Source organism: Virgisporangium aliadipatigenens (assembly GCF_016863615.1).
GTDB classification, from domain to species: Bacteria; Actinomycetota; Actinomycetes; order Mycobacteriales; family Micromonosporaceae; genus Virgisporangium; species Virgisporangium aliadipatigenens.
Genome location: NZ_BOPF01000025.1, coordinates 143,179 through 164,778, shown reverse-complemented (window position 1 = coordinate 164,778; position 21,600 = coordinate 143,179). Strand labels below are relative to the sequence as shown.

The 21,600-nt window shown below is 72.9% G+C and carries 20 protein-coding genes and 1 pseudogene; 11 read left to right on the top strand and 10 right to left on the bottom strand.

Annotation, left to right across the window (positions count from 1 at the left end; all coding sequences use genetic code 11):
* The 5 genes and pseudogenes from Val02_RS30875 to Val02_RS30855 all read left to right on the top strand — a co-directional run.
* Positions 1-876: pseudogene (locus Val02_RS30875) on the top strand (glycogen debranching enzyme); the annotation flags it as partial.
* Between the two features lie 30 nt (positions 877-906).
* Positions 907-2,022, top strand: coding sequence for a hypothetical protein (locus Val02_RS30870; RefSeq protein ID WP_203902762.1), 1,116 nt, complete (start codon positions 907-909; stop codon positions 2,020-2,022).
* Positions 2,019-3,092 carry a hypothetical protein gene (locus Val02_RS30865; protein WP_203902761.1) on the top strand — a complete coding sequence of 358 codons (1,074 nt, stop codon included), beginning with the start codon at positions 2,019-2,021 and terminating at the stop codon, positions 3,090-3,092. Before Val02_RS30870 ends, Val02_RS30865 begins: the two co-directional genes overlap by 4 nt.
* Positions 3,089-4,588 (top strand): MDR family MFS transporter, encoded by a 1,500-nt coding sequence (locus tag Val02_RS30860; RefSeq protein WP_239153457.1) that lies wholly within the window; start codon positions 3,089-3,091, stop codon positions 4,586-4,588. Before Val02_RS30865 ends, Val02_RS30860 begins: the two co-directional genes overlap by 4 nt.
* Before the next feature lie 16 nt (positions 4,589-4,604).
* Complete coding sequence (locus tag Val02_RS30855) at positions 4,605-4,976, top strand: VOC family protein (RefSeq protein ID WP_203902760.1); 372 nt, start codon at positions 4,605-4,607, stop codon at positions 4,974-4,976.
* A 15-nt stretch (positions 4,977-4,991) separates the two neighbouring features.
* Here the strand turns inward: Val02_RS30855 and Val02_RS30850 are convergent, their stop codons facing one another.
* The gene (locus Val02_RS30850) at positions 4,992-5,612 is read right to left on the bottom strand and encodes a trimeric intracellular cation channel family protein (RefSeq protein ID WP_203902773.1); all 621 of its coding nucleotides are present in this window, start codon (positions 5,610-5,612) and stop codon (positions 4,992-4,994) included.
* A gap of 243 nt (positions 5,613-5,855) precedes the next feature.
* Between Val02_RS30850 and Val02_RS30845 the strand changes: the two genes are divergently transcribed.
* From Val02_RS30845 to Val02_RS30835, 3 genes are read left to right on the top strand one after another with little or no spacing between them, the layout of a single operon-like run.
* Positions 5,856-8,678: a PQQ-dependent sugar dehydrogenase gene (locus Val02_RS30845; protein ID WP_203902759.1), complete on the top strand. Its 2,823-nt coding sequence runs from the start codon at positions 5,856-5,858 to the stop codon at positions 8,676-8,678.
* Positions 8,675-10,768, top strand: a complete 2,094-nt coding sequence (locus Val02_RS30840; RefSeq protein ID WP_239153456.1) for a ThuA domain-containing protein — start codon at positions 8,675-8,677, stop codon at positions 10,766-10,768. The genes Val02_RS30845 and Val02_RS30840 overlap by 4 nt, the downstream gene beginning before the upstream one ends.
* A gap of 26 nt (positions 10,769-10,794) precedes the next feature.
* Positions 10,795-12,027: a prolyl oligopeptidase family serine peptidase gene (locus Val02_RS30835; protein ID WP_203902758.1), complete on the top strand. Its 1,233-nt coding sequence runs from the start codon at positions 10,795-10,797 to the stop codon at positions 12,025-12,027.
* Here Val02_RS30835 and Val02_RS30830 read toward each other — a convergent pair.
* Both Val02_RS30830 and Val02_RS30825 read right to left on the bottom strand, forming a co-directional pair.
* On the bottom strand, positions 12,024-13,259 hold the full coding sequence (locus Val02_RS30830) for an MFS transporter (RefSeq protein WP_203902757.1): 1,236 nt from the start codon (positions 13,257-13,259) through the stop codon (positions 12,024-12,026). The two genes, Val02_RS30835 and Val02_RS30830, sit on opposite strands and share 4 nt — an antisense overlap.
* Positions 13,256-13,825: a TetR/AcrR family transcriptional regulator C-terminal domain-containing protein gene (locus Val02_RS30825; protein WP_239153455.1), complete on the bottom strand. Its 570-nt coding sequence runs from the start codon at positions 13,823-13,825 to the stop codon at positions 13,256-13,258. Before Val02_RS30825 ends, Val02_RS30830 begins: the two co-directional genes overlap by 4 nt.
* Here Val02_RS30825 and Val02_RS48735 point away from each other — a divergent pair.
* On the top strand, positions 13,759-14,124 hold the full coding sequence (locus Val02_RS48735; RefSeq protein ID WP_506023230.1) for an FAD-dependent monooxygenase: 366 nt from the start codon (positions 13,759-13,761) through the stop codon (positions 14,122-14,124). The genes Val02_RS30825 and Val02_RS48735 overlap by 67 nt on opposite strands.
* On the top strand, positions 14,067-14,237 hold the full coding sequence (locus Val02_RS48960) for an FAD-dependent monooxygenase (protein ID WP_506023225.1): 171 nt from the start codon (positions 14,067-14,069) through the stop codon (positions 14,235-14,237). Before Val02_RS48735 ends, Val02_RS48960 begins: the two co-directional genes overlap by 58 nt.
* Before the next feature lie 146 nt (positions 14,238-14,383).
* Here Val02_RS48960 and Val02_RS30815 read toward each other — a convergent pair whose 3' ends face one another.
* From Val02_RS30815 to Val02_RS30805, 3 genes are all read right to left on the bottom strand, one after another.
* Entirely contained in the window at positions 14,384-15,229 is an 846-nt protein-coding gene (locus Val02_RS30815) for an ABC transporter ATP-binding protein (RefSeq protein ID WP_203902755.1), read from the bottom strand.
* Positions 15,226-16,092, bottom strand: coding sequence for a cupin domain-containing protein (locus tag Val02_RS30810; protein WP_203902754.1), 867 nt, complete (start codon positions 16,090-16,092; stop codon positions 15,226-15,228). Before Val02_RS30810 ends, Val02_RS30815 begins: the two co-directional genes overlap by 4 nt.
* 79 nt (positions 16,093-16,171) lie before the next feature.
* A complete protein-coding gene (locus tag Val02_RS30805) occupies positions 16,172-16,717 on the bottom strand; it encodes an RNA polymerase sigma factor (protein ID WP_239153454.1) in 546 nt (181 codons plus the stop codon).
* Between the two features lie 64 nt (positions 16,718-16,781).
* On the opposite strand from Val02_RS30805, the gene mftG reads away from it, so the two are divergent.
* Positions 16,782-18,305 carry a mycofactocin dehydrogenase MftG gene (gene mftG / locus Val02_RS30800; RefSeq protein WP_203902753.1) on the top strand — a complete coding sequence of 508 codons (1,524 nt, stop codon included), beginning with the start codon at positions 16,782-16,784 and terminating at the stop codon, positions 18,303-18,305.
* Positions 18,306-18,321: 16 nt separating this feature from the next.
* Here mftG and Val02_RS30795 read toward each other — a convergent pair whose 3' ends face one another.
* From Val02_RS30795 to Val02_RS30780, 4 genes are all read right to left on the bottom strand, one after another.
* On the bottom strand, positions 18,322-18,741 hold the full coding sequence (locus Val02_RS30795) for an SRPBCC family protein (RefSeq protein ID WP_203902752.1): 420 nt from the start codon (positions 18,739-18,741) through the stop codon (positions 18,322-18,324).
* Positions 18,742-18,835: 94 nt separating this feature from the next.
* The gene (locus Val02_RS30790; RefSeq protein ID WP_203902751.1) at positions 18,836-19,720 is read right to left on the bottom strand and encodes an AraC family transcriptional regulator; all 885 of its coding nucleotides are present in this window, start codon (positions 19,718-19,720) and stop codon (positions 18,836-18,838) included.
* Between the two features lie 21 nt (positions 19,721-19,741).
* On the bottom strand, positions 19,742-21,013 hold the full coding sequence (locus tag Val02_RS30785; RefSeq protein WP_203902750.1) for a nucleotide disphospho-sugar-binding domain-containing protein: 1,272 nt from the start codon (positions 21,011-21,013) through the stop codon (positions 19,742-19,744).
* An 89-nt stretch (positions 21,014-21,102) separates the two neighbouring features.
* The gene (locus Val02_RS30780; RefSeq protein ID WP_203902749.1) at positions 21,103-21,516 is read right to left on the bottom strand and encodes a DUF1761 domain-containing protein; all 414 of its coding nucleotides are present in this window, start codon (positions 21,514-21,516) and stop codon (positions 21,103-21,105) included.
* Positions 21,517-21,600: the final 84 nt, after the last annotated feature.

Sequence of the window (21,600 nt, the reverse complement as noted above, 5' to 3'; positions counted from 1 at the left end):
TTCTGGCGCGGCGAGCCGGGCACGCTGGGCGAGTTCGCCTCCCGCTTCACCGGCAGCTCCGACCTGTACGAGATCGACGGGCGGCGGCCCATCGCCAGCATCAACTTCGTCACCGCGCACGACGGCTTCACGCTGCACGACCTGGTCTCGTTCAACGACAAGCACAACGAGGCCAACGGCGAGGACAACCGGGACGGCGACAGCCACAACCGTTCGTGGAACGGCGGCGCCGAGGGCCCCACCGACGACCCGACGATCATCGCGCTGCGGGAACGCCGCAAGCGCAGCTTCCTCGCCACCCTGCTGCTCTCGCAGGGCGTCCCGATGATCGTGCACGGCGACGAACTCGGCCGCACGCAGCGCGGCAACAACAACGTCTACGGCCAGGACAACGAACTGAGCTGGGTCGACTGGGAGGAGGGGCGCATCTACGACAGCCTCACCCGGTTCACCGCCGACCTGATCCGGCTGCGCGCCGAGCATCCCATCTTCCGGCGCCGCCGCTTCTTCGACGGCAGGCCGCACAACGGTTCCGCGCTGCCGGACATCGCCTGGCTGCGCCGCGACGGCCGGCCCATGCGCGAAACCGACTGGCAGTCCCGCTCGGCGTCCACGATCACCGTGTTCCTCAACGGGTACGCCATCCCCGAGCAGGACGCGTTCGGCGAGGCGATCGTCGACGACTCGTTCCTGTTGCTGTTCAACCCGTTGCCGCAGGACCTGATGTTCACGCTGCCCGGCGAGGCGTACGGGGACCTGTGGGAGGTGGTCTTCGACACCGCCGACCCGCTGCTCGCCGCGCGGCCGGGCAGCATCAAGCCGGGCGGCACCGTCGAGGTCCTCGCGCACGCGGTCGTCGTGCTGCGGTGCTCCTGACGTTGTCCGGGCGCCCTAGTCTGCGGGGGCATGAGATGCCCGCACTGCCGGGAGAATCTTCGTCGACACGAGCGGTACGGCGGTAGCTGCGACCGGTGCGGGCGGGAGTTCGCGCTCGACCCGTACTCGGCGCCGTTCCGCCTCAACGACCTGCACCTGCGCGCGGTGGCCCGCCGGCTGAGCCACGACGGGCTGCTCTCCTTCACCTCCGCGCAGCTCTACCACGCGGTGCAGCCGCCGGCCGCGCCGGTCATCCCGCGGCCCTACGTCCCGCCGCCCCCGCGGCCCGGCCCGTCCGTCCTCGGGGAGTTGCTGCGGATGCTGGCGACGCTCGCCGTGACCGCCCTCGGGGTGCTCGGCTTCCCCGCGGCGGCGTGGGTCGGCCGGCAGGGCTTCTTCGGCGCAGGCACCCTCGCGACCCTGCTCGTCGGCGGGTTCGTCCTCCTCGTCTTCTTCTCCGGCGGTGCCGCGGTCGCCTACGCCGGCGGGGCGTGGAAGGCGTTCGCCGAGCGCGGCCTGCGACCCGCGCCGCCGCCCGCGCCGCGCGAGCACATCCGGTTGCCCGCCGTCTCCCTCGAGGTCTTCCGGTCGAACGTCCTCGCGCGCTGGCGCCACGTCTACGGATCCGACCTGCCGGGGCTCTGCGACGACGCCCCCGAGCCGGAGTGGGGCGTGCCGCCCGTGCTCGCCGTGGCGTGCCCGAGCCCGGCGATCCGCGCCTGCCTGTACGCGAACGGCGTTCCCGTGCGGGTGGTGGACCATCCGCGGGACGCGCCGGAGGGGACGCTCGTGGCGCAACTGCACGACGTGGCCGCGAGCGGTTTCGTCCTCGCCCACCGGCGGGGCGCCCCCGACCTGACCCCCGGGCCGGGCGGCCGACGCGACGCGACCTGGCTGCGGTGGCGCCGGAGCGGGCCGGCGGCCGACGCGATGCGCGACGCGCTGGGCGCGGTACCCGGCCTCGCCCCGCGCGAACGCGACCTGCTCGGCAAGGGCTGGTGGTGCCCGGCCGAGGCGATGCCGCCGGCGGTGCTGATCCGCCTGGTCGAACGCCACCGCCGCGCGATCGCCGCCCGCGACCCCGACCACCGCGCCGCACGCGACCTCGGCTTCCTGGACATGCCGCACGCGACGGACCCGGCATGAGGTGCCCGCAGTGCCGGCGGCCCCTGCGCCGCCGCCAGGACATCGCCGCCCGCCGCTGCGCCGTCTGCGGCCGGCGCTGGGCACTCGACCGGCGTGATCCGCCGTACCGCCTGAGCCCCCGGCGGCTGCGCGAGACGGCCCGCCGGCTGAGCCACGACGGGCTGCTGCGCTTCACCACCGAGCAGCTGTTCTACGCGCTCCAGCCGCCGAGCGCACCGTCCCGGGTGACGCCCCGCCGCCCGCCGCCCCGCCCGTCGGTGGCCCGCAACCTGCGCCACCTCGGGTGGGTGCTGGCCGGCGCGGCCGCCCTGGTGCCGCTGGGTCTGCTGACCCGTCGGCTCAACGACGCCGGCCACGAGGCGGCGGGCCTGACGCTCGCCATCGCCCTGGTGATCGGGCTCTACGCCTGCGCCGGGCTGCTGGTGGTCGGCCTCGGCCACACCGCCGCCGCGTTCCTGTGGCGCCGGCACCGGCTGCCGCCGTACGCACCGGGTGGGGACCGCTCGCACGCGCGCGCGATCCGGCGGCTACGGCGGCACGTCGTGTGGTTCGCCCGGGTGAACGGCGGGTTGCCGGGGCTGTGCGACCGGCCGCCGCGCCCGGAGTGGGCGGTGCCGCCCGTGCTCGCCGTGGCGTGCCCCAGCCGGGCCGTGCGCGCCTGCCTGTACGCGAACGGCGTTCCCGTGGAAGTGGTGGATCGTCCGGGGGACGCGCCGCAGGGGATCCCGGTGGCGCAACTGCACGACCTCGCCGCGTCCACCCGCGTGGCCGCGCACCGCCACGGCTGGCCCGACCTCACTCCCGCGGCCGGCCCGTGGCTGCGCTGGTACCGCCGGCGGACCCCGCCCGAACGGCTCCGGCTGGCCCTGCGGGACCTGCCCGACCTGCCGCACCACGTTCGCGAACCGCTCGACGCCGGCTGGTACGCGCCGGTCGACGCGCTCCCGCCGGCCGTGCTGATCCGCCTCGTCGAACGCCACCGGCGCGCCGTGGCGGCCCGTGATCCTGACCACCGTGCCGCGCAGGACCTGGGATTCCTCGACCATCCCGGGGCTAACGTGGAGGCTTGACCACCACCGCACCGCTGGGCCTGCGCGGTGATCGCGGCCGGGTTCTCGCCGCCGTCATGCTCACCACCGGCCTCATCGCGCTCGAGTCCACCGTCATCGCCACCGCCGTCCCGTCGATCGTGCGCGACCTCGGCGGCTTCTCGCAGTTCCCCTGGCTGTTCTCGATCTACCTGCTGACGCAGGCGGTGACCGTGCCGCTGTACGGCAAGTTCGCCGACTCGATCGGGCGCAAGCCGGTGCTCTTCTTCGGCATCGCGCTCTTCCTCGTCGGTTCGGTGCTGTGCGGCGTCGCGTGGAGCATGCCGGCGCTGATCGTCGCCCGCGCCGTGCAGGGCATCGGCGCCGGGGCCGTGCAGCCGATCTGCGTCACGATCATCGGCGACCTGTACACGGTCGAGGAACGCGCCAAGGTCCAGGGCTACCTGGCCAGCGTGTGGGGGATCTCCGCCGTGGTCGGGCCGACGTTGGGCGGCGTCTTCTCCGAGTACCTCTCCTGGCGCTGGATCTTCTTCGTCAACCTGCCGTTGGGCGCCGTCGCGGTCTGGACCCTCGCCAGGCGTTTCCGGGAGAACGTCGAACGCACCACGCACCGGGTCGACTACGCCGGGGCCGCTCTTCTTACGGGAGGGTTCTCGCTGCTCATCCTGGGGCTGCTGGAGGGCGGCGTGGCCTGGGAGTGGGGCTCCGCGCCGAGCGTGGGCGTGCTGGCCGGCGGGACGGTGCTGGTGGCGGCGTTCCTCGTGGTCGAACGGCGGGCTCCGGAACCGGTGCTGCCGCTGTGGGTCATGGGCCGGCGCATCCTCGTCGCCGGGAACCTCGCCGCGCTCGCCGTGGGTGGCCTGATGATCGGCATCTCGTCGTTCCTGCCCACGTACGCGCAGGGTGTGCTCGGGACCGGCCCGCTGGCCGCGGGCTTCGCGCTCGCCGCCATGACCATCGGCTGGCCGATCGCCGCGAGCCTCTCCGGGCGGTTGTACCTGCGCATCGGGTTCCGCACGACCGCGCTGATCGGGTGCGCGTTCGTCATCCTGGGGGCCGTCCAGACGGCGCTGCTCGGCCGGCACTCGTCGGTGTGGGCGGCCGCGGCGGCGGCGTTCGTCCTGGGGCTCGGCTTCGGCCTGTCGGCGAGCCCGACGGTCGTGGCGGTGCAGTCGGCCGTCGGCTGGGACCGGCGCGGCGTCGTCACGGCGGCGAACATGTTCGCGCGCTCGCTCGGCAGCGCGATCGGCGTGGCGGTCTTCGGCGCCATCGCGAACGCCATCCTCGCCGCCCGCTTCGCGGAGGCACCCGCGTCGGTGGCGGCCGAACTCCCGGCCGACGTGGACGCCGCCAACACCATGCTGCTGGACGGGACGGCGCAGCCCGCGATCGCCGACTACCTGCGCACCGCCCTGAACGACGCCAGCCACTGGGTCTTCGCCGCCCTGGTGGTCCTGGCCGTGCTGCAGCTGGCGGCGATCCTCCTGCTCCCGGCACGTGTGGAAAAGATCGCTTAGGGGTACTTTCCGGCGCGTGACCAGTCGCATCGCCGTGCTCGCCATCGACGCCACCGACATCCGGCTCGTCGCCGACTTCTGGGCCGCCGTGCTCGGCTGGCGGGTGATCGACGAGGACACCGACATCATCAGCATCGGACCCGCCGACGCCTCGTGGCCCACGATCGACGTGTGCGCCGTCCCTGAGGCGAAGACCGTCAAGAACCGGCTCCACCTGGACCTGCGCGCCGACGGGAGTTCCACCGAGGAGGAGATCGCGCGGGTCGTCGCGCTCGGCGGCAGGCACGTGGACGTGGGGCAGCCGCCGGACGCGACGTGGACCGTGCTGGCCGATCCCGAGGGCAACGAGTTCTGCATCCTGAAGCGGACGGTGCAGGAGGTCCGGTAGTCGCCCAGGAGCCGGTCACCGTGGCGTGCGTCGGGTCCAGGCCTGCGGGGCGGTCCAGTGGCGCACCATCGCCAGCACCCGGAACGCGAACACGAACACCGCCGTCGCCGGGGCCGCCACCACCATCGGCAGGTGCGCGGCGTGGGCCACGGTGACGGCCGCCGCACCGATCATCGCGGGGATCGAGTACAGGTCCGAGTCGGCCCTGACCAGCGCCGGTGTCTGCCGGGCGATGACGTCGCGCAGCAGGCCGCCGCCGACGCCGGTGGTCACGCCGAGCACGGCGGACTGCACCGGCCCGAGCCCGTGTTCGAGCGCGGTGAGCGTGCCGGTGACGCAGAACAGCCCGAGCCCGGCCGCGTCGAACAGCAGCACGAAGAAGGAGAGGCGTTCGACCACGGGGTGGGCGAAGAACGCGACCGCCGCGGCGGCCAGCGGCACGAGCAGGTACTGCACCTTCTGGAACGCGGCCGGCGGCGTGGCCCCGATGATCACGTCGCGCAGGACGCCACCGCCCAGCGCGGTGACCTCGGCCAGGATCACGATGCCGACGGCGTCGAACTTCCGCTGGATGGCCGTCAGCGCACCGGAGATGGCGAAGACGAAGAGGCCGACCAGCTCCAGGATCCGCACCATCGTGATCACCCGCCAACGATAGGCGGCGTCCGGATCTTCTGTGCCACGTGACAAAAGTTCGGCCCGCAACATCGAAAAGTATGGACATCTCGATCGGAAGGCATCTAGCGTGTCCGCACGAACACCGGAGTGTTTCCGGCACGTATCCGTCGATCCGGCCGTCGGCCTCTCCCGCGGCCACCCCCTCGGCTGCGGCGCGACGGCGCGCGCCCCGCCTGGCACCGGTAGTCAGGAAGGGAAGCGATGAACCCTCACACCCCCAGACATCGATCTCTGTCTATCTTAGGCGCGGCGCTGCTCGGTGCTGTCGCCGCCGCGGTCGTGCCGACCGGACCCGCCTCGGCCGTCATCAACGCGGCCGACTACCAGCAGGTGACCCTCGCCAAGGGCGTCGCGGAGACCGGCGAGCCGATGAGCATGTGGGTGCTCCCGGACCGGTCCGTCCTGCACACCGCCCGCGACGGCACACTGCGCCGCACCGACTCCGCCGGCACGACGTCCGTGATCGGCACCATCCCCGTCTACACCCACGACGAGGAGGGGCTGCAGGGCGTCGCGGCCGATCCCAACTTCGCCACCAACCGGCAGATCTACCTGTACTACGCGCCGCCGCTGTCCACCCCGGCCGGTGACGCGCCCGCCACCGGCACCGCCGCCACGTGGGCCACCTGGACCGGCGTCAACCGGCTCTCCCGGTTCACGCTCAACGCGGACTACACGCTCAACACGGCCAGCGCGGTCACCGTGCTCGACGTGCCCGCCAACCGGGGCATCTGCTGCCACGTCGGCGGCGACATGGACTTCGACGCGGCCGGCAACCTCTACCTGTCGACCGGCGACGACTCCAACCCGTTCGACTCCAGCGGCTACTCGCCCATCGACGAGCGGACCGACCGCAATCCCGCCTTCGACGCGCAGCGCACCGCGGCCAACACCAACGACCTGCGCGGCAAGGTCCTGCGCATCACCCCGCAGGCCAACGGCACGTACACGATCCCGAGCGGCAACCTCTTCCCGCCCGGCACCGCGAACACCCGCCCCGAGATCTACGCGATGGGCTTCCGCAACCCGTTCCGGATCAGCGTCGACAAGCCCACCGGGGTCGTGTACGTCGGCGACTACGGGCCGGACGCGGGCACCACCGACGCCAACCGCGGCCCGTCGGGGCAGGTCGAGTTCAACCGGATCACCGGGCCGGGCAACTTCGGGTGGCCGTACTGCACGGGCACCAACACCAGCACCGAGACCTACAACGAGTGGAACTTCGCCACCAACTCCACCGGCCCCAAGTACAACTGCGCCGGCGGCCCGACGAACAACTCGTTCCGCAACACCGGCCAGGCGACGCTGCCGGCCGCCAAGCCCGCCTGGATCCGCTACGGCGGCGACGCCGGCACCCCGTCGGAGTTCGGCGGCGGTTCGGAGTCCCCGATGGGCGGCCCGGTATACCGGTACGACGCGAACAACCCGTCGACGACGAAGTTCCCGCAGTCGCTGACCGGGATGTTCTTCGCCGGCGAGTTCGGCCGCGGCTGGATCAAGCCGACCGTGGTCAACGCCGACGGCACGCGGGGCGCGATCGACACGTTCCCGTGGAACGGCAAGCAGGTGATGGACATGCAGTTCGGGCCCGACGGCGCGCTGTACGTCCTGGACTACGGCACCGGCTACTTCAACGGCGACGCCAACTCGGCGCTGTACCGCTACGACTACGTCGCCGGCGGGAACCGCGCACCGACGGCGGTGGCCGCGGCCGACCGCACCTCGGGCCGCGCACCGCTGACGGTGGCCTTCTCCTCGGCCGGCAGCAGCGACCCCGAGGGCGGTGCGCTGACCTACTCGTGGGCGTTCGGCGACGGCACCACGTCGACGGCGGCGAACCCGACGAAGACGTACACCGCCGACGGGAAGTACACGGCGACGCTGACCGTCCGCGACCCGCAGGGCGCCACCGGCACGGCGAGCGTGATCATCACCGTCGGCAACACGGCCCCGACGGTCGTCGTCAACAGCCCCGCCTCGGGACAGCTGGTCTCCTTCGGTGACAGCGTTCCGTGGAGCGTGACGGTGACCGACCCGGAGGACGGGGCGATCGACTGCACCAAGGTGACGATGGCCTACGTGCTCGGCCACGACCAGCACGCGCACCAGATCACCGCGCAGCAGGGCTGCTCCGGCACGATCACGATCCCGGCCGACGGCGAGCACGACGACGCCGCGAACATCTTCCCGATCTTCGACGCCTCGTACACCGACCGCGGCGGCCTGATCACGCACACCCAGCACATCCTGCAGCCGCGCCGCCGGCAGGCCGAACACTTCAAGACCTCCTCCGGCGTGAACCTGTTCAGCAAGACCGCGGCCGAGGGCGGGCGCACCGTCGGCGACATCCACAACGGCGACTGGATCCAGTTCGACCCGTACCGGGTGTCGAACGCGACCTCGTTCAGCGCCCGGGTCTCCTCCGCCGGCTCCGGCGGCACGCTGCAACTGCGCACCGGCTCGGCGAACGGCCCCGTGATCGGCTCGGTCGCGGTCGCCCCGACCGGTTCGTGGGAGACGTTCACCACGGTCGCGGCGCCGATCAGCGGGGCGCCGGCGGGCACCACCTCGCTCTACCTGACCTTCGCCGGCACCGGCACCGGGGCGCTGTTCGACCTGGACAGCTTCCTGCTGCGGACCGGTTCGGCCGGGCCGGTGGTCGGCTTCGCCGGCAAGTGTCTGGACGTGCGCGACGGGGCCACCGCCGACGGCACCCAGATCCAGCTCTACACCTGCAACTACTCGTCGGCGCAGCACTGGAGCCGCGACGGCCAGACGCTGCGCGCGTTCGGCAAGTGCCTGGACATCAGCGGTGCCGGGACGGCCGACGGCACGAAGGTCCAGCTGTACACCTGCAACACCAGCGGCGCGCAGAACTGGGTGCCGAACTCCGACGGGACCTTGCGCAACCCGGCCTCCGGAAAGTGCCTCGACGTCTCGGGCGTCAACTCCGCGGACAGCACGCCGGTCCACCTGTGGACCTGCGTCGCCGGTGCCGCCAACCAGAAATGGATGCTGCCATGACCCGTAGACTCGCCGCCGGCGCGGGGGCCGTTCTCGCCCTCGCCGCCGTCGCGCTCCAGGCGTCCGCGGCCGCGGCCGCCGACACCCCCTACGACGTTCTGGTCTTCTCCAAGACCGCGGGCTTCCGGCACGACGCCATTCCGGCCGGGATACAGGCTTTGCGGGAACTGGGTTCGGCGAACAGCTTCTCGGTGACCGCCACCGAGGACGCGGCGGCGTTCACGACGGCCAATCTGGCGCAGTACGAGACGGTCGTCTTCCTGAACACCACCGGCGACGTGCTGAACGCCGCGCAGCAGACGGCGTTCGAGTCGTACGTGCGCGGCGGTGGCGGTTACGTCGGCGTGCACGCGGCGGCCGACACCGAGTACGACTGGGCGTTCTACGGCGAACTGGCCGGGGCCTACTTCCAGAGCCACCCGGCCATCCAGCAGGTGGTCTCGCGCACCGAGGATCGCGCGCACGCCGCCACGGCACACCTGCCGCAGGCGTGGACCCGCACCGACGAGCTGTACAACTACCGCACGAACCCGCGCGCCACCGCGAAGGTGCTCGCCACCCTGGACGAGTCGACCTACTCCGGTGGCTCGATGGGTGCCGACCACCCGATCACGTGGTGCAAGGCCATCGGCTCCGGGCGCTCGTTCTACACCGGCTGGGGGCACACCCAGGAGTCCTACGCGGACACCAACTTCCGCGCGCAACTGCTCGGCGGGATCCGGTACGCCGCCAGGCGCGCACACGCCGACTGCCGGCCGGAGAACGGCTACACCGCGCTGTACAACGGTTCCACGACGGGCTGGCGGCAGAGCGGGCCGGGCAGCTTCACCAACTCCGACGCGACGCTCTCCTCGGTCGGCGGCATGGGCCTGTACTGGTACGGCGCGAAGCAGTTCACCTCGTACTCGCTGAAGGCCGACTGGCGGCTCACCGGCGACAGCAACAGCGGCATCTTCATCGGCTTCCCGGACCCGGGCAACGACCCGTGGGTGGCCGTCAACCAGGGCTACGAGATCCAGATGGACGCGACGGACGCGGCCGACCGCACGACCGGTTCGATCTACACGTTCAAGTCGGCCGACATCGCGGCCCGCGACGCCGCGCTCAACCCGGCCGGCGCGTGGAACACCTACGAGCTTCTCGTCGAGGGTCAGCGGATCCGGGTGTACCTCAACGGCGCGCTCATCAACGACTTCACCAACACCGACCCGGCGCGCAACCTGGACGGCTACATCGGCATCCAGAACCACGGCAGCGCCGACCAGGCCGCGTTCCGCAACATCCGGATCAAGGAACTGGGCGGCGTCGTCGACGGCACCGTGCAGGCGGAGTCGTTCACGACGGCGAGCGGGGTCGAGGCGTTCGCCAAGGAGGGCGCCAACAACGGCCGGACGCTCGGCTTCATCGAACCGGGCGACTGGGCCGGCTACGCCAACGTGAACGTCGGCGGCGCCACCGGCTTCCGCGCGCGGGTCGTCTCCGGGGGCCCCGGCGGGCAGATCCAGGTGCGCACCGGCTCGCCGACCGGACCGATCCACGGCACGGTCGCGGTGCCGAACACCGGCAGCTGGACGACGTTCGCGACGGTGAGCACCGCACTGACCGGGGTGCCGGCCGGTACGGCGACGGTCTACCTGACCTTCACCGGAACGGGCACCGGCCTCTTCGACGTCGACGACTTCGCGCTCACCCGCGGCACCGCCACCGATCTGGCCCTCAACCGGCCGGCGACGGCCTCCAGCCTGGAGAACGCCTCCTACCCGGCCTCGAACGCGGTGGACTCCTCGACCACCACCCGCTGGGCGAGCGCCTACGCCGACCCGCAGTGGATCCAGGTCGACCTCGGCGGCACGTACACGGTCAGCCGGGTGCGGCTGCTGTGGGAGGCGGCCTACGGCTCGGCGTACCAGATCCAGAGCTCGCCGGACGGCGCCACCTGGTCGACCGTGCGCACCGTCACCGGGGCGAACGGCGGCGAGGACGACCACACCGGCCTGAACGCGTCGGCCCGGTACGTGCGGATCCTCGGCACCAGCCGGGGCACCCAGTGGGGCTACTCGCTCTATCAGTTCCAGGTCTTCGGTACCTGAGCCTTCGGTACCTGAGAGGAGCAACCATGACCGTCACACGCCGCACCCTGCTTGCCGCCACGGCGGGCGCCACCGCGGGGATCGCCGTCCCGGCCGCCGTCCAGGCACATCCGTCCACTGTGGACTTCGCGGTGAACGCCGTGACCCTGGACGGCGGCGAGCAGGTCGTCTCGCTCACGCTGGACACCTCCCGGCTGGGCCCGATCGCGCCGGACAGCCTGAGCGCCGCCACGTTCGGGGTGCACGTGCGGGCCACCAGCCCGTTGCCGCCCGGCGACCAGGTGTACGACCTCGACCGCACCGTGACCGCCGCGCGGCTCGACCGGCGCGGGCGCATCGTGGTCGAACTCAGCACCGCCGAGGGACAGCCCGGTGGCAACACGCTCACCTACATCGGGAGCCGGGGCCGCAACTTCCGGCTGAATCTCGTCTACACCGTCACGCAGAACGCCCCGTTCCGGCTGCGCAACGGGCGCGCGGTCACCGTCGCGCAGTTCCGGCAGGGGCGGCTCACCAATGCCGAGGTGGACGCGTTCGGCTACCACACCTCGGGTTCGGGCATGAAGTACCGGCTCTTCTCGCCCGGCCGGTCGGGCCGGGGTGCGCGGCACCCGTTGATCGTGTGGCTGCACGGCGGCGGCGAGGGCGCCTCCCTGCCGGACGGCTACTACGACAACGAGACCACGCTGCGGGCCAACCGCGGCGCGCTCGGCTTCGCCACCCCGGAGGCGCAGCGGATCTTCTCCGGCGCCTACGTGGTGGCCCCGCAGAGCACGTCGTTCTGGCTGGAGGACGGCGACCGGTTCGCACCGCTGATCCGGGAGATCGTCGCCGAGGTGTCCGCCCGGCACCCGGTCGACCGCCGCCGCGTTCTCGTCGTCGGCTGCAGCAACGGCGGCTACATGAGCCTGAAGATGACGACGGTCTACCCGGACGACTTCGCCGCGTCGGTGCCGATCTGCGCCGTGGTCCAGTCGCTCCAGCCGGGCGGCCCGGTAATGATCACCGATGACGAGCTGCGCGGCATCAGCACGCCGACCTGGCTCGTCACCTCCCTCGACGACACCACCGTGCCGCCGCAGCCGAACACGGTCCACGCGCACGAGCTGATCCCGGGTTCCCTCGTCAGTCTCTACGACACCGTGACCTGGAACGGCCACCGCTTCCCGGGCCACTGGTCGTGGATCTACGTGGCGCGCAACGACCCGAGCGTCGGCGGCACCCACGTCTGGCAGTGGATGGCGCGCCGGCGCCGTTAGGCGCTTTCCAGGCGTCCGCGCTGCTGCAGCACCGCGATCACCGCCCCGCCCGCCGTCGACAGGAGGACCAGCAGGGCGAACGGGGTGCAGCGCAGCGCGGCGCCCGGAAGGTCGATCAGCGCCCCGACGGCCGCGCTGGCGCCCGCCGCGGCCAGCGACGAGAAGAGGTTGAACCAGCCGAAGTACGTGCCGACGAGGCGTTCACTGCCCACCGTCGGGATGAGTTCCATCATGAACGGGTTGGCGATCGCCGCACCCACGCTGAACACCGCCGTGCCGGCCAGCACCGGCGCACCGGCCCGCGCGGCGACCGCGAGGTCCAGCGGCCCGGCGGCGGTGGCCAGGAACGGCGCGGCGACCGCCGCCGGCACGAAGCCGCCGCCCATCAGCAGCAGCCCGGTGGCCATCGACCGGCCCGCGCTCCACCGCCTCCGGCAGGCGACCGTCAGCCGCACGCCGAACACGATCCCGACGACGGTCGAGACGAGGAAGACCGCGCTCACCGCGTCCGGGCGGCCGGTGACCCGTTCGACCTCCAGCGGGAGCGCGAGGTACAGCTGGTTCCACAGCGTGAAGTAGACCGAACCGGCGAGCGCGAAGACCAGGAAGCGCCGGTTCCGCACGACCTGCCACAGGCTGCGCAGCACACCGTCGCCCCGCGCCTGCGGCGCCCGGTACGGCAGCAGCAGCACCTGCGCCACGCTCAGCGCCCCGAACACCGCCGCCGCGGCACCGCACACCAGCCGGAAGTCGACCGCCAGCAGCAGCGCGCCGACCAGCGGCCCGAGGAGCGCACCCGCATTGCCCGCGAACTGGTACAGGGCGAAGTTCTCGGCGCGCCGGCCGGGCGACTCGTGGCTGAGATACGTGGTGCTGGCCGGGCTGAACAGCGCACCGGCCACGCCGATCACCATCGTGCCGGCGACGATCCAGGGCAGCGAACGCGTCGCCGCGAGCGCGCCGAAGCCGAGCACCCGCAGCGCGCATCCGAGGACGATCACCCGCTGCGGCCCCCAGTGGTCGGCGAGCGCGCCACCGACCAGGAACAGGCCCTGCTGGCTGAGCGTGCGCAGGCCGATCACCGTGCCGACGACGGCGGCCGCCAGCCCCAGTTCCTCCCGCAGGTAGGTCGCCAGGAACGGCAGCACCAGGAAGAACCCGAAGACGATGCCGAACTGGTTGACGATCAGCAGCCGGCCGGCCGGCGACAGCTGCCGCAGAACGGCTCTCACGCCAGCAGGCGCCGGACGCCGTGTGCGAAGCGTTCGTCGAAGGACTCCTCGGCCAGGTACGGCAGGATGCGGCGCAGCGCCGGGCGGTCGCCGACGTCCGGCTCCGCCATGGCGCGCGCCGGTGCCGCCTGCTCTTCCTGGGTCAGGCCGAGGGTGAAGTACACCAGGCTCCAGAACGTCCAGACGGCCTCCCGTTCCGGCATGCCGCCGTCCAGCAGCGCGCCGATGAGCGCCTCCGCGACGTCCAATGTGGACGGTTCCGCGGCGTAGGTCCCGGCGACCACGGCGGCGCCGTCCCGATGGGCGAGAAGAGCGACCCGGTACCGGCGCATGATCTCGGCGGCCCGCTTCCGCCAGTCCCGCGGCAGGCGGTCGAGCGGGACACCGCCGACGATCGCGTCGGCCATCAGTTCGTCGAGCCGGGCCCGGCTCTTCGCGTGCCACAGCACCGTGTTCATCCGCACGCCGAGGCGTCCCGCGACGGCGCGCAGCGAGACGCGTGCCGCGCCCTGCTCGTCCAGAACGGCCAGTGCCGCCCGCACCACATCCGCTTGCCCCTTGGTCACTGACCAAGTGTACTCATGCGCACATTGCTGGTCAGCGACCAAGAGGAGGCACTCATGGACGAGGTCGTGATCGTGGGGGCGGGGGCCCCACCGGACTGTGCCGGGTGACCGGCCTGGCCGACGACGGGGTGCTGGTGGCGGGCGGCGGGGTCGTGCCGGCGCGGTACGTGGTCGGCTGCGACGGCGTCCGCAGCACCGTGCGGGAGGCGGCCGGCAGGCCGTCACCTACCGGCGCGGCCGCGTGCTCCTCGCCGGCGACGCCGCGCACCAGCACTTCCCCACCGGCGGCGTCGGCATGAACGTCGGCATCCGGGACGCGCACAATCTCGGCTGGAAACTGGCCGGTACCTCGCCGAACGCCTCGCCGCCCTGGACCTCGACTACGGCAAAGGCCGGCGGGTGGGCGACGTGACGTTTCCGGACGGCAGCACTCTGTTCCAGCGGCTGCGCGCCGGGGGCACGTCGAGACGGACGCCCGGCCTGACCGCGGCGCCCGCTACCGGATCCGGCGGCGAGCGGGCCGGCCGAACGCGGGCGGCCGTGGTGGGCGGAGCGCGGTCAGGCCGGCACGCCGGAGGAGTCCAGCAGGAGCAGGTACCCGTCCTCGATGCTCGGTTCGACCGGCCGCGCACCGGCCGGCGGCACGCCGATGTGGTGGTAGTCGCCGCCGCCGGTGCGCCACGCGGCGAGCGCACCGTCCACTTTGGACGGAGCGCTCCACACCCGCCCCTCGGCGATCGCCGCCAGCGCGGACGGTTCGCCGTCGAACCGGATCCGCCCCTGGTGCAGGACGATCACGCGCTGGCACACCGACGCCACGTCCTCCGTCTGGTGCGTGGACAGCAGCACGGTGCGCCCCTCGCCGATGTGCGCGACGAGTTCGCGCAGGCGCAGCCGCTGTTCGGGATCCAGGCCGACGGTGGGCTCGTCGAGGATGACGACGGCCGGGTCGCCGAGCAGCGCGGCGGCCAACCCGACCCGCTGGCGCATGCCGCCGGAGAGCGCCTTCATCTTCTTGCCGCGCTGCGCGTCCAGGCCGACGGCGTGCAGCACGCGCCGCACCTCCTCGTGCCGGCCGGCCACGATCTCCTTGAGGATCGCGATGTAGTCGACGAACTCGAACGCGGTGAAGTGCGGGTGGAAGCCCTGGTTCTGCGGCAGGTACCCGAGGCGGCGCCGGACCGCCAGCCGCCCGGCCGCACCGCGCGGGTCGTTCCCGAGAACGTGCAGCGCACCGGCGTCGGCCGGGATCGCCGTGGCGAGGATGCGCAGCAGCGTGGTCTTGCCGGCGCCGTTCGGGCCGAGCAGCCCGGTGACGCCGTCGCTCAACGCGAAGGAGACGCCGTCCAGCGCGGTCGTTCGACCGAATCGGAGGGAGAGTCCCTCGGCCCGGACGGTGGTCATCGCGCCCTCCGCGGGCCCGGGTCGCCGGCGCGGCCCGGACGGCGATCGGTGTCGAACGCGGCGCGCGCCCGCCACAGCGCGAGCGCCGAGACGGCGGCGACGGCCGCGAGTCCGGCCTGACCGGAGGCGGTGAACAGCACCGACTCGCCGGTCCCCCGGTGCACGGTCGCCACCAGCAGGACCAGCCAGCCCACCCCCACGGCGCCGGCCGCCGGGAACGGCCCGAACCGGGGCGTCAGCACCAGGCTCAGCAGCGTCAACGCCAGCGACGGCGCGAGCCAGCCGAGCGTCACCGGCCCGAACTCCGGCGCGGTCACACTCGCGACGCCGGTCAGCGCCGTCGTCGCCGTGAGCACCGCCGCGCAGCGCAGCAACAGCAGGCGGAACGTGTCCATCGGCGCGACGACGGCCAGTTCGTAGCTGGGATCCACGTGCGGGCCGAAGGAGATGGCCACCCCGATCAGCGGCAGCAGCGGCGCGATCGCCAGCAGCGGCATCGGCACGGTCATCTCCCGGGCGACGTGCGCGGCGGCGACGCTGACGGCGAGCGTCAACCCGACGGCGGTGAACCACGACCGGCGCAGCGCCGGCGTGCAGGCCAGCAGCCGGGCGGTGTGCGGGGCGAGCCCCAGCCGCACCAGCAACGTCTCGAGCGCACCGGGCCGGGGGGCGTCGAGTTCGGCGTCAAGGCGCGCCCAGCCGGCGTGCGTCGCGGCCGGACCGACCGCCGCGGCCAGCCGCCGCCGGCAGTGCGCGCAGGCGTCGAGGTGGGCCTCGGTCGACCACAGCCACGGCGGCTGCGCCGTGCCGGCGGCGTACTCCCGCAGATCTTCCTCGTCGATGTGCCAAGCATCGGTGCTCATGCCGCCGCCTCGCTTCGCTCACCGGCGCCCTGAGACACAAGTGCACCCTGCTTCATGATTCGCTTCCGCAAGCGTCCGCTCATGCCAGGTCTCCCCGTAGTTGCCGGCGGGCCCGCATCGCGCGGGTCTTGACCGTGCCCGCCGGGATGCCGAGCAGCGCGGCCGCCTCGTGCGTGCTCAGCCCGTCGAGGACGGTCGCCTGCATCACCGCGCGCAGCTCCGGGGAGAGCCGGGCGAGCGCGCCGGCGAGGTCGCCGTGTTCGACGCCGACCAGGATCTCCTCCTCGGCCGACGGGGAGTCGCGCCAGCGGCGGCCGGCCAGCAGGCGCAGCAGGCGGTCGCGGGCGCGCTGTCCGCGGATCGCGTCGACCAGCCGACGGAACCCGATCTGCCACAGCCACGCGGCGGCTTCCCCGCGTTCGCGGTAGCGGGCCTTGCCCCGCCAGATCGCCAGGAACGTCTCCTGCACCGCGTCGTCGACCAGGGCCGCGTCGGCGCAGCGGTAGCGCAGCCGGGCCGTCAGCCAGGGCCCGTGGCGCCGGTAGAACGCCTCGAACGCGGTGCGGTCACCGGCCGCGGCCGCGGCGAGCAGGTCCGCGTCGCTCGGCTCAGGTTCGGGGCTCACAACCCTCTCATCGGATCGAGTGCGCCATATGGTTCACGCACCGGTGCACGGTAGCTTGCCTGGCATGGGTTCACACGGGGGAACAGCGGACTTCGTCATTGTCGGCGGCGGCACCAGCGGCTGCGTTCTCGCGGCACGGCTCACCGAGGATCCCGACGTGACGGTGCGCCTGCTGGAGGCCGGCCCGGACTACGACTCGGACGCGCGCACACCGCGCGAACTGCTGATGTTCTACGGCGACGACATGGACGCGCTGTCGACGCACACGCACGACTGGATGTTCTCGGCGGTGGCGGAGAACGGCCGCCCGATCCCGATGCCGCGCGGGAAGGTCGTCGGCGGCTGCAGTGCGATCAACGCGCAGATCCACCTGCGGGGCGAGCCCGGCGACTTCGACGGCTGGGGCGCGGCCGGTCTGGACTGGAGCCACCGGGCGGTGCTGCCCTACTTCGCCCGCAGCGAACGGGATCACGACTTCGCGGGCGCGCCCGGCCACGGCGGCGCGGGCCCGATCGACGTTCGGCGGTATCCGCGCGAGGCGTGGTCGGCGGATCAGGAGGCGTTCCACGAGGCGGCGCGCGGGCTCGGGTTTCCGGAGTGTCCGGACCACAACGCCGCGACGGAGACGACCGGCGTGGGGCCGTGCCCGCTCAGCGACGACAACGGCTACCGGGCGAGCACCGGCCGCGCGTACCTGCGACCCGCGCGCGGGCGGCGCAACCTGACCGTCGAGACCGGGGTCACCGCGTTGCGGGTCGTGACGAGCGGCGGCCGCGCGACGGGTGTGCTGGTGCGCGACCCGGGCGGCGGCACCCGGGTCGTGCCGGCCGGGCGGGTGATCGTGGCGGCGGGCGCGATCGGTTCGCCGCAGCTGTTGCTGCTGTCCGGGATCGGGCCGGCCGGGGAGCTGCGGCGCCTGGGGATCGACGCCGTGCGGGACCTGCCCGGGGTCGGCGCCAACCTGGAGGACCATCCGGCCGTGGAGGTGCCGTTCCCGTTCCGCGCGGCGGCGGGGGCCGCCCTGCAACACCCGCACCAGGTGGTGCTGCGGTACACGTCGGAGACCGGATACGCGCGCAACGACATGATCATATATGCGTTGACCCGGCCGACGGAGCACACGTTCGTCTTCCGCCCCACGGTCAACCTGGCGGCGAGCCGCGGCCGGCTGACCCTCGCGTCGGCCGATCCGCTCGCCGCGCCGCACATCGACATGAACTACTTCGCGGACCCGCGCGACCGCGAACGCCAGCGCGAGGCGGTGCGCCTCTGCCTCGACCTGGCGTCCCAGTCCGCCCTGAAGGAGATCCTGGGCCCACCCGAACGGCTCCCGTCGGCGCGCGCCGACCTCGACGCCTGGATCCTCGCGGAGGCGCGCACCGGCTACCACCCGTCGGGGACCTGCCGGATGGGCACCCCGGACGATCCGCACGCCGTCGTCGACTCGGTGGGTGCCGTGCACGGCGTCGACGGGCTCTCCGTCATCGACGCCTCGATCATGCCGACGACGGTGCGCGCGAACACGGCGGCGACGGTGATCATGATGGCCGAGTACCTGAGCGACCGCCTCCTGGCGAGAGTCCGCTGACCCGCCGCGGCCGTGCTCAGGAGACGACGGCGTGCGCGGCGAGACCGGCGGCCATCCGCCGCATGAACCGGGCCAGGAACCACTCCCAGAGCGGGCCGGTGAACCGCATCGCCGGCCGGAACGTCGCCGACCAGGTGATCGTGGTGCCGCCCCGGCCGTCCGGTGCCAGTTCGACGAGGCCCCGGTAGGAGCGGAACGTGCGCCCGCCGACGATCTCGTAGCCGAAGCGCCGGTCGGTGACGAGTTCGACCACGCGCTCCCGGGACACCGCGCGGCCGGTGCGGAACACCCTGGTGTCACCGACCCCCGCCGGCAGGTCCGGATCCGTCCCGTTCTCGACCTCGGCCGCGTCGATCGGGGACCACGACGGCCACGTTCCCGCCCGCAGCAGCAGCCGGTACACGGCATCCGGGGCGGCATCGGAACGGGCGCTCACGCGGTAACTGTTCGGCACGGCCCGACACTAGGGACGCCCCCCGCCCCAGGACATGCACCGGCTTGCGCACCCCGCACGAGATCTTGCGCAGGGCTCACCCGGGCCGGTGCGCCGACGGCCGCACACCCGTCTCCCGCAGGTACGCCGCCGACAGATGCCCGGGACTGCTGAACCCGCACCGCCGGGCGACCTGCCCGACCGTCATGCCGCCGGCCAGCAGGCGGGTGGCGTGCGCGATGCGCACACGCCGCAGATAGCGGGCCGGCGTCTCGCCCGTCGCCCGTCTGAAGACCCGCAGGAAGTGGAACGGGCTCAGGCGCACGTGCGCGGCGAGGTCGGCGAGACTCACCGGCTGGTCCAACCGGTCGTGCAGGTAGGCGATCGCCGCGCGCACCCGGGCGTCCTCCCGGCCGAGCCGGGCGGTGTGCCCGTCCGGCCCGGCACCGCCGGTGACCAGATGCACGGCCAGGAACTCCGCGGCCGTGTCGGCGTACAACCCGTCGAGCCCCGCCTCGGCGGCCGCCGCCAGCGACGTCAGCATCGCACCGAGGAACGCCCCACCGTCCGGCCCGGGCCGGACGACGGCCGGCGCGGGCACGCCGAGCGAGCCGGCCGCCCGCTCGATCGCGTCGGCGGGCAGGTGCAGCTGAACGGTGCGCATCGGCTCCGTGGTCTCGTACCGGACGCGGGTCGCCGCCCCGGGAACGGCGAACCCGACCTGCCCCGGCGCGATCGGCACGACCCGCCGGCCGTCCCCGGTGTCGAGGTGCATGCGCCCGGCGCCGGCCGTCACGAGCCACAGGTGCCGGTCGGTCGTGGGCGGCAGCACGAGTTCGTCGACGGCGGCGGCATGCGTGAAGCGCTGGACCAGCAGCGCCCGCCATCCCGGCCGGCTCCAGCTGGACAGCGACGGCTCGACGAACCGGTCCAGGTCCAGCCCGGCGTAGCCGCCCATGTCGAACCGCCTGTGCCGCTCCATGGTCCCGCGAGAGTAGCCCGGTCAGCCGACCGTGAGCCGCTCGATCCGTTCGACCGGGTCGTACTGCGGATAGACGGCGCTCAGGCGGCCCACGTTCGCCCGGATGGTGCTGTCGGTGAGAACGGCCGTGACGGCCTCCCCGATCGCCTCCGGCGACGGCGTCGCGGTGCCCAGGTCGACGCCGAGCCGGTGGTAGGCGACGCGCGCCGCGTTGAACGGCTTGTCCTCGGTCTCCCCCGCCATGATCACCGGAACGCCCGCCGCGAGCGCCTGGTGGGTCCCGCCCGCACCGCCGTTGGTGATCAGCACACTCGCCTTCGGCAGCAGCGCGTCGAACGGCACGAACCGCGCCACGTGAGCGTTCGCCGGCACCGGGATCGACAGCTCCGCGGGGTCCCGCCCGAGGGCCGCGACGACGGTGACGTCCCGGTCGGCGAGGGCGGTGAGCGTGGGCTCGATCAGCTCGCCGAGGCTGCGGTTGGCGACGGTCCCCTGGGTCACGACCACCACGGGACGGCCGCCGTCCAGCCCGCCCCACCAGGCCGGCGGCTCCCACCCGGTGATCCGGTGGGCCGGGATGACGCCGACCAGGTGCACATGCCCGGGCAGGTCCGAACGCGCGAACTCGAACCCCGGGACGGTCAGCACGGCCGTCTGGTCCGGCCGCAGGACGATCTCGTCGTGCCAGCTCTCCGCCTTCTCGGTGGCGCCCAGCTCGGCCAGCACCTCGTTGAGGCGTTCCAGGGTGGGCGTCGCCGCCGCCGCGAACGCCGCGTTGGCGGCCCGGTTGGCGGCCACCCGGTCCTCGCCGGGGCCCACCGGCGCCGGCCCGAGCGGCGTGGTGTCGTCGCTGCTGAGGTCGAGCGGGACGACGCTCACCCCGATCCAGCGCCGCGGCCGGCGGCCCGGCACGCCGAACGAGACCGGCAGGCCGCCCAGGAAGTAGATGTTGGCGATCAGGTACTGGTCAGGGTCCTCGTCCAGCAGCCGCTGCAGCGCGCGGTGCTGCTCCGGCATCGCATTGACGAACGCGTGGATCAAGTCGTGATTGAGCTGCTCCGGTCCCGGCGCCAGGCCGGCTGCCGCGCGCTCCGCGACGCCCACCTCGGGGTTGATGTCCGCGGCACCGGTCAGCGGCACGAAGTCGACGCCCGAGTGCAGCACGGCGTCGCGCGCGAAGCCGCCGGTCAGGAAGGTGACCCGGTGGCCCCGGTCGGAGAGTGCCCGGGCCAGCTGCAGCAGCGGCAGGTACTCGCCGGGGATCGGCGGCGACGCCACGATGATTTTCGCCATGCGGCGCTCAACGACCGGATCGCCGCGATCGTTCGCCGGTGCCCCGGAAACCACGGATTTCCCGAGGTCTCCGGGCACCGGCCGAACGCTCAGACCGCCACCAGGATCGCGCTCACCAGCAGGCTCCCGATCACGTTGTACCCGCCGGAGATCGCCGCGTAGTACAGCGGGCGGGGGAAGTTCGGGTTGATCGCGATGGTGACCGTGTTGGCCGCCAGGTATCCCACGCCGACGATCAGCCCGAACAGCAGCCCGTCCGCGACGGCGGTGATGTCGAGCGCCGCGATGAGCACCGCACTCGTGCACGTGACCACCAGGCTCATCGCGGCCGGCCCGGCGTAGAAGAGCACCGACGCGTCGGGCTTGGCGTCGTCCGGCCGGCCGAGCGACCGGTTGTACGCCTTGGGGAAGATCGCGCCGAACCACACGCCGCCCAGCACGGTGAGGGCGACGAACCCGATCACGAGGCCGAGCCAGCTGAGGTCACCGAATACGTCGAACATGCCGCCACTCCCGGGGTTGTTGTGTTGACGCAGGCAAGATTCACAGCAGAAGGTGCCAGCATGTGTCACCTTCCACCGGCAGGA

Coding starts and splice junctions, on each gene's coding strand:
- Val02_RS30870 (WP_203902762.1), top strand. CDS start 907: ATGAGATGCCCGCACTGCCGGGAGAATCTTCGTCGACACGAGCGGTAC.
- Val02_RS30865 (WP_203902761.1), top strand. CDS start 2,019: ATGAGGTGCCCGCAGTGCCGGCGGCCCCTGCGCCGCCGCCAGGACATC.
- Val02_RS30850 (WP_203902773.1), bottom strand. CDS start 5,612: ATGGTGCGGATCCTGGAGCTGGTCGGCCTCTTCGTCTTCGCCATCTCC.
- Val02_RS30845 (WP_203902759.1), top strand. CDS start 5,856: ATGAACCCTCACACCCCCAGACATCGATCTCTGTCTATCTTAGGCGCG.
- Val02_RS30840 (WP_239153456.1), top strand. CDS start 8,675: ATGACCCGTAGACTCGCCGCCGGCGCGGGGGCCGTTCTCGCCCTCGCC.
- Val02_RS30835 (WP_203902758.1), top strand. CDS start 10,795: ATGACCGTCACACGCCGCACCCTGCTTGCCGCCACGGCGGGCGCCACC.
- Val02_RS30815 (WP_203902755.1), bottom strand. CDS start 15,229: ATGACCACCGTCCGGGCCGAGGGACTCTCCCTCCGATTCGGTCGAACG.
- Val02_RS30810 (WP_203902754.1), bottom strand. CDS start 16,092: ATGAGCACCGATGCTTGGCACATCGACGAGGAAGATCTGCGGGAGTAC.
- mftG (WP_203902753.1), top strand. CDS start 16,782: ATGGGTTCACACGGGGGAACAGCGGACTTCGTCATTGTCGGCGGCGGC.
- Val02_RS30790 (WP_203902751.1), bottom strand. CDS start 19,720: ATGGAGCGGCACAGGCGGTTCGACATGGGCGGCTACGCCGGGCTGGAC.
- Val02_RS30785 (WP_203902750.1), bottom strand. CDS start 21,013: ATGGCGAAAATCATCGTGGCGTCGCCGCCGATCCCCGGCGAGTACCTG.
- Val02_RS30780 (WP_203902749.1), bottom strand. CDS start 21,516: ATGTTCGACGTATTCGGTGACCTCAGCTGGCTCGGCCTCGTGATCGGG.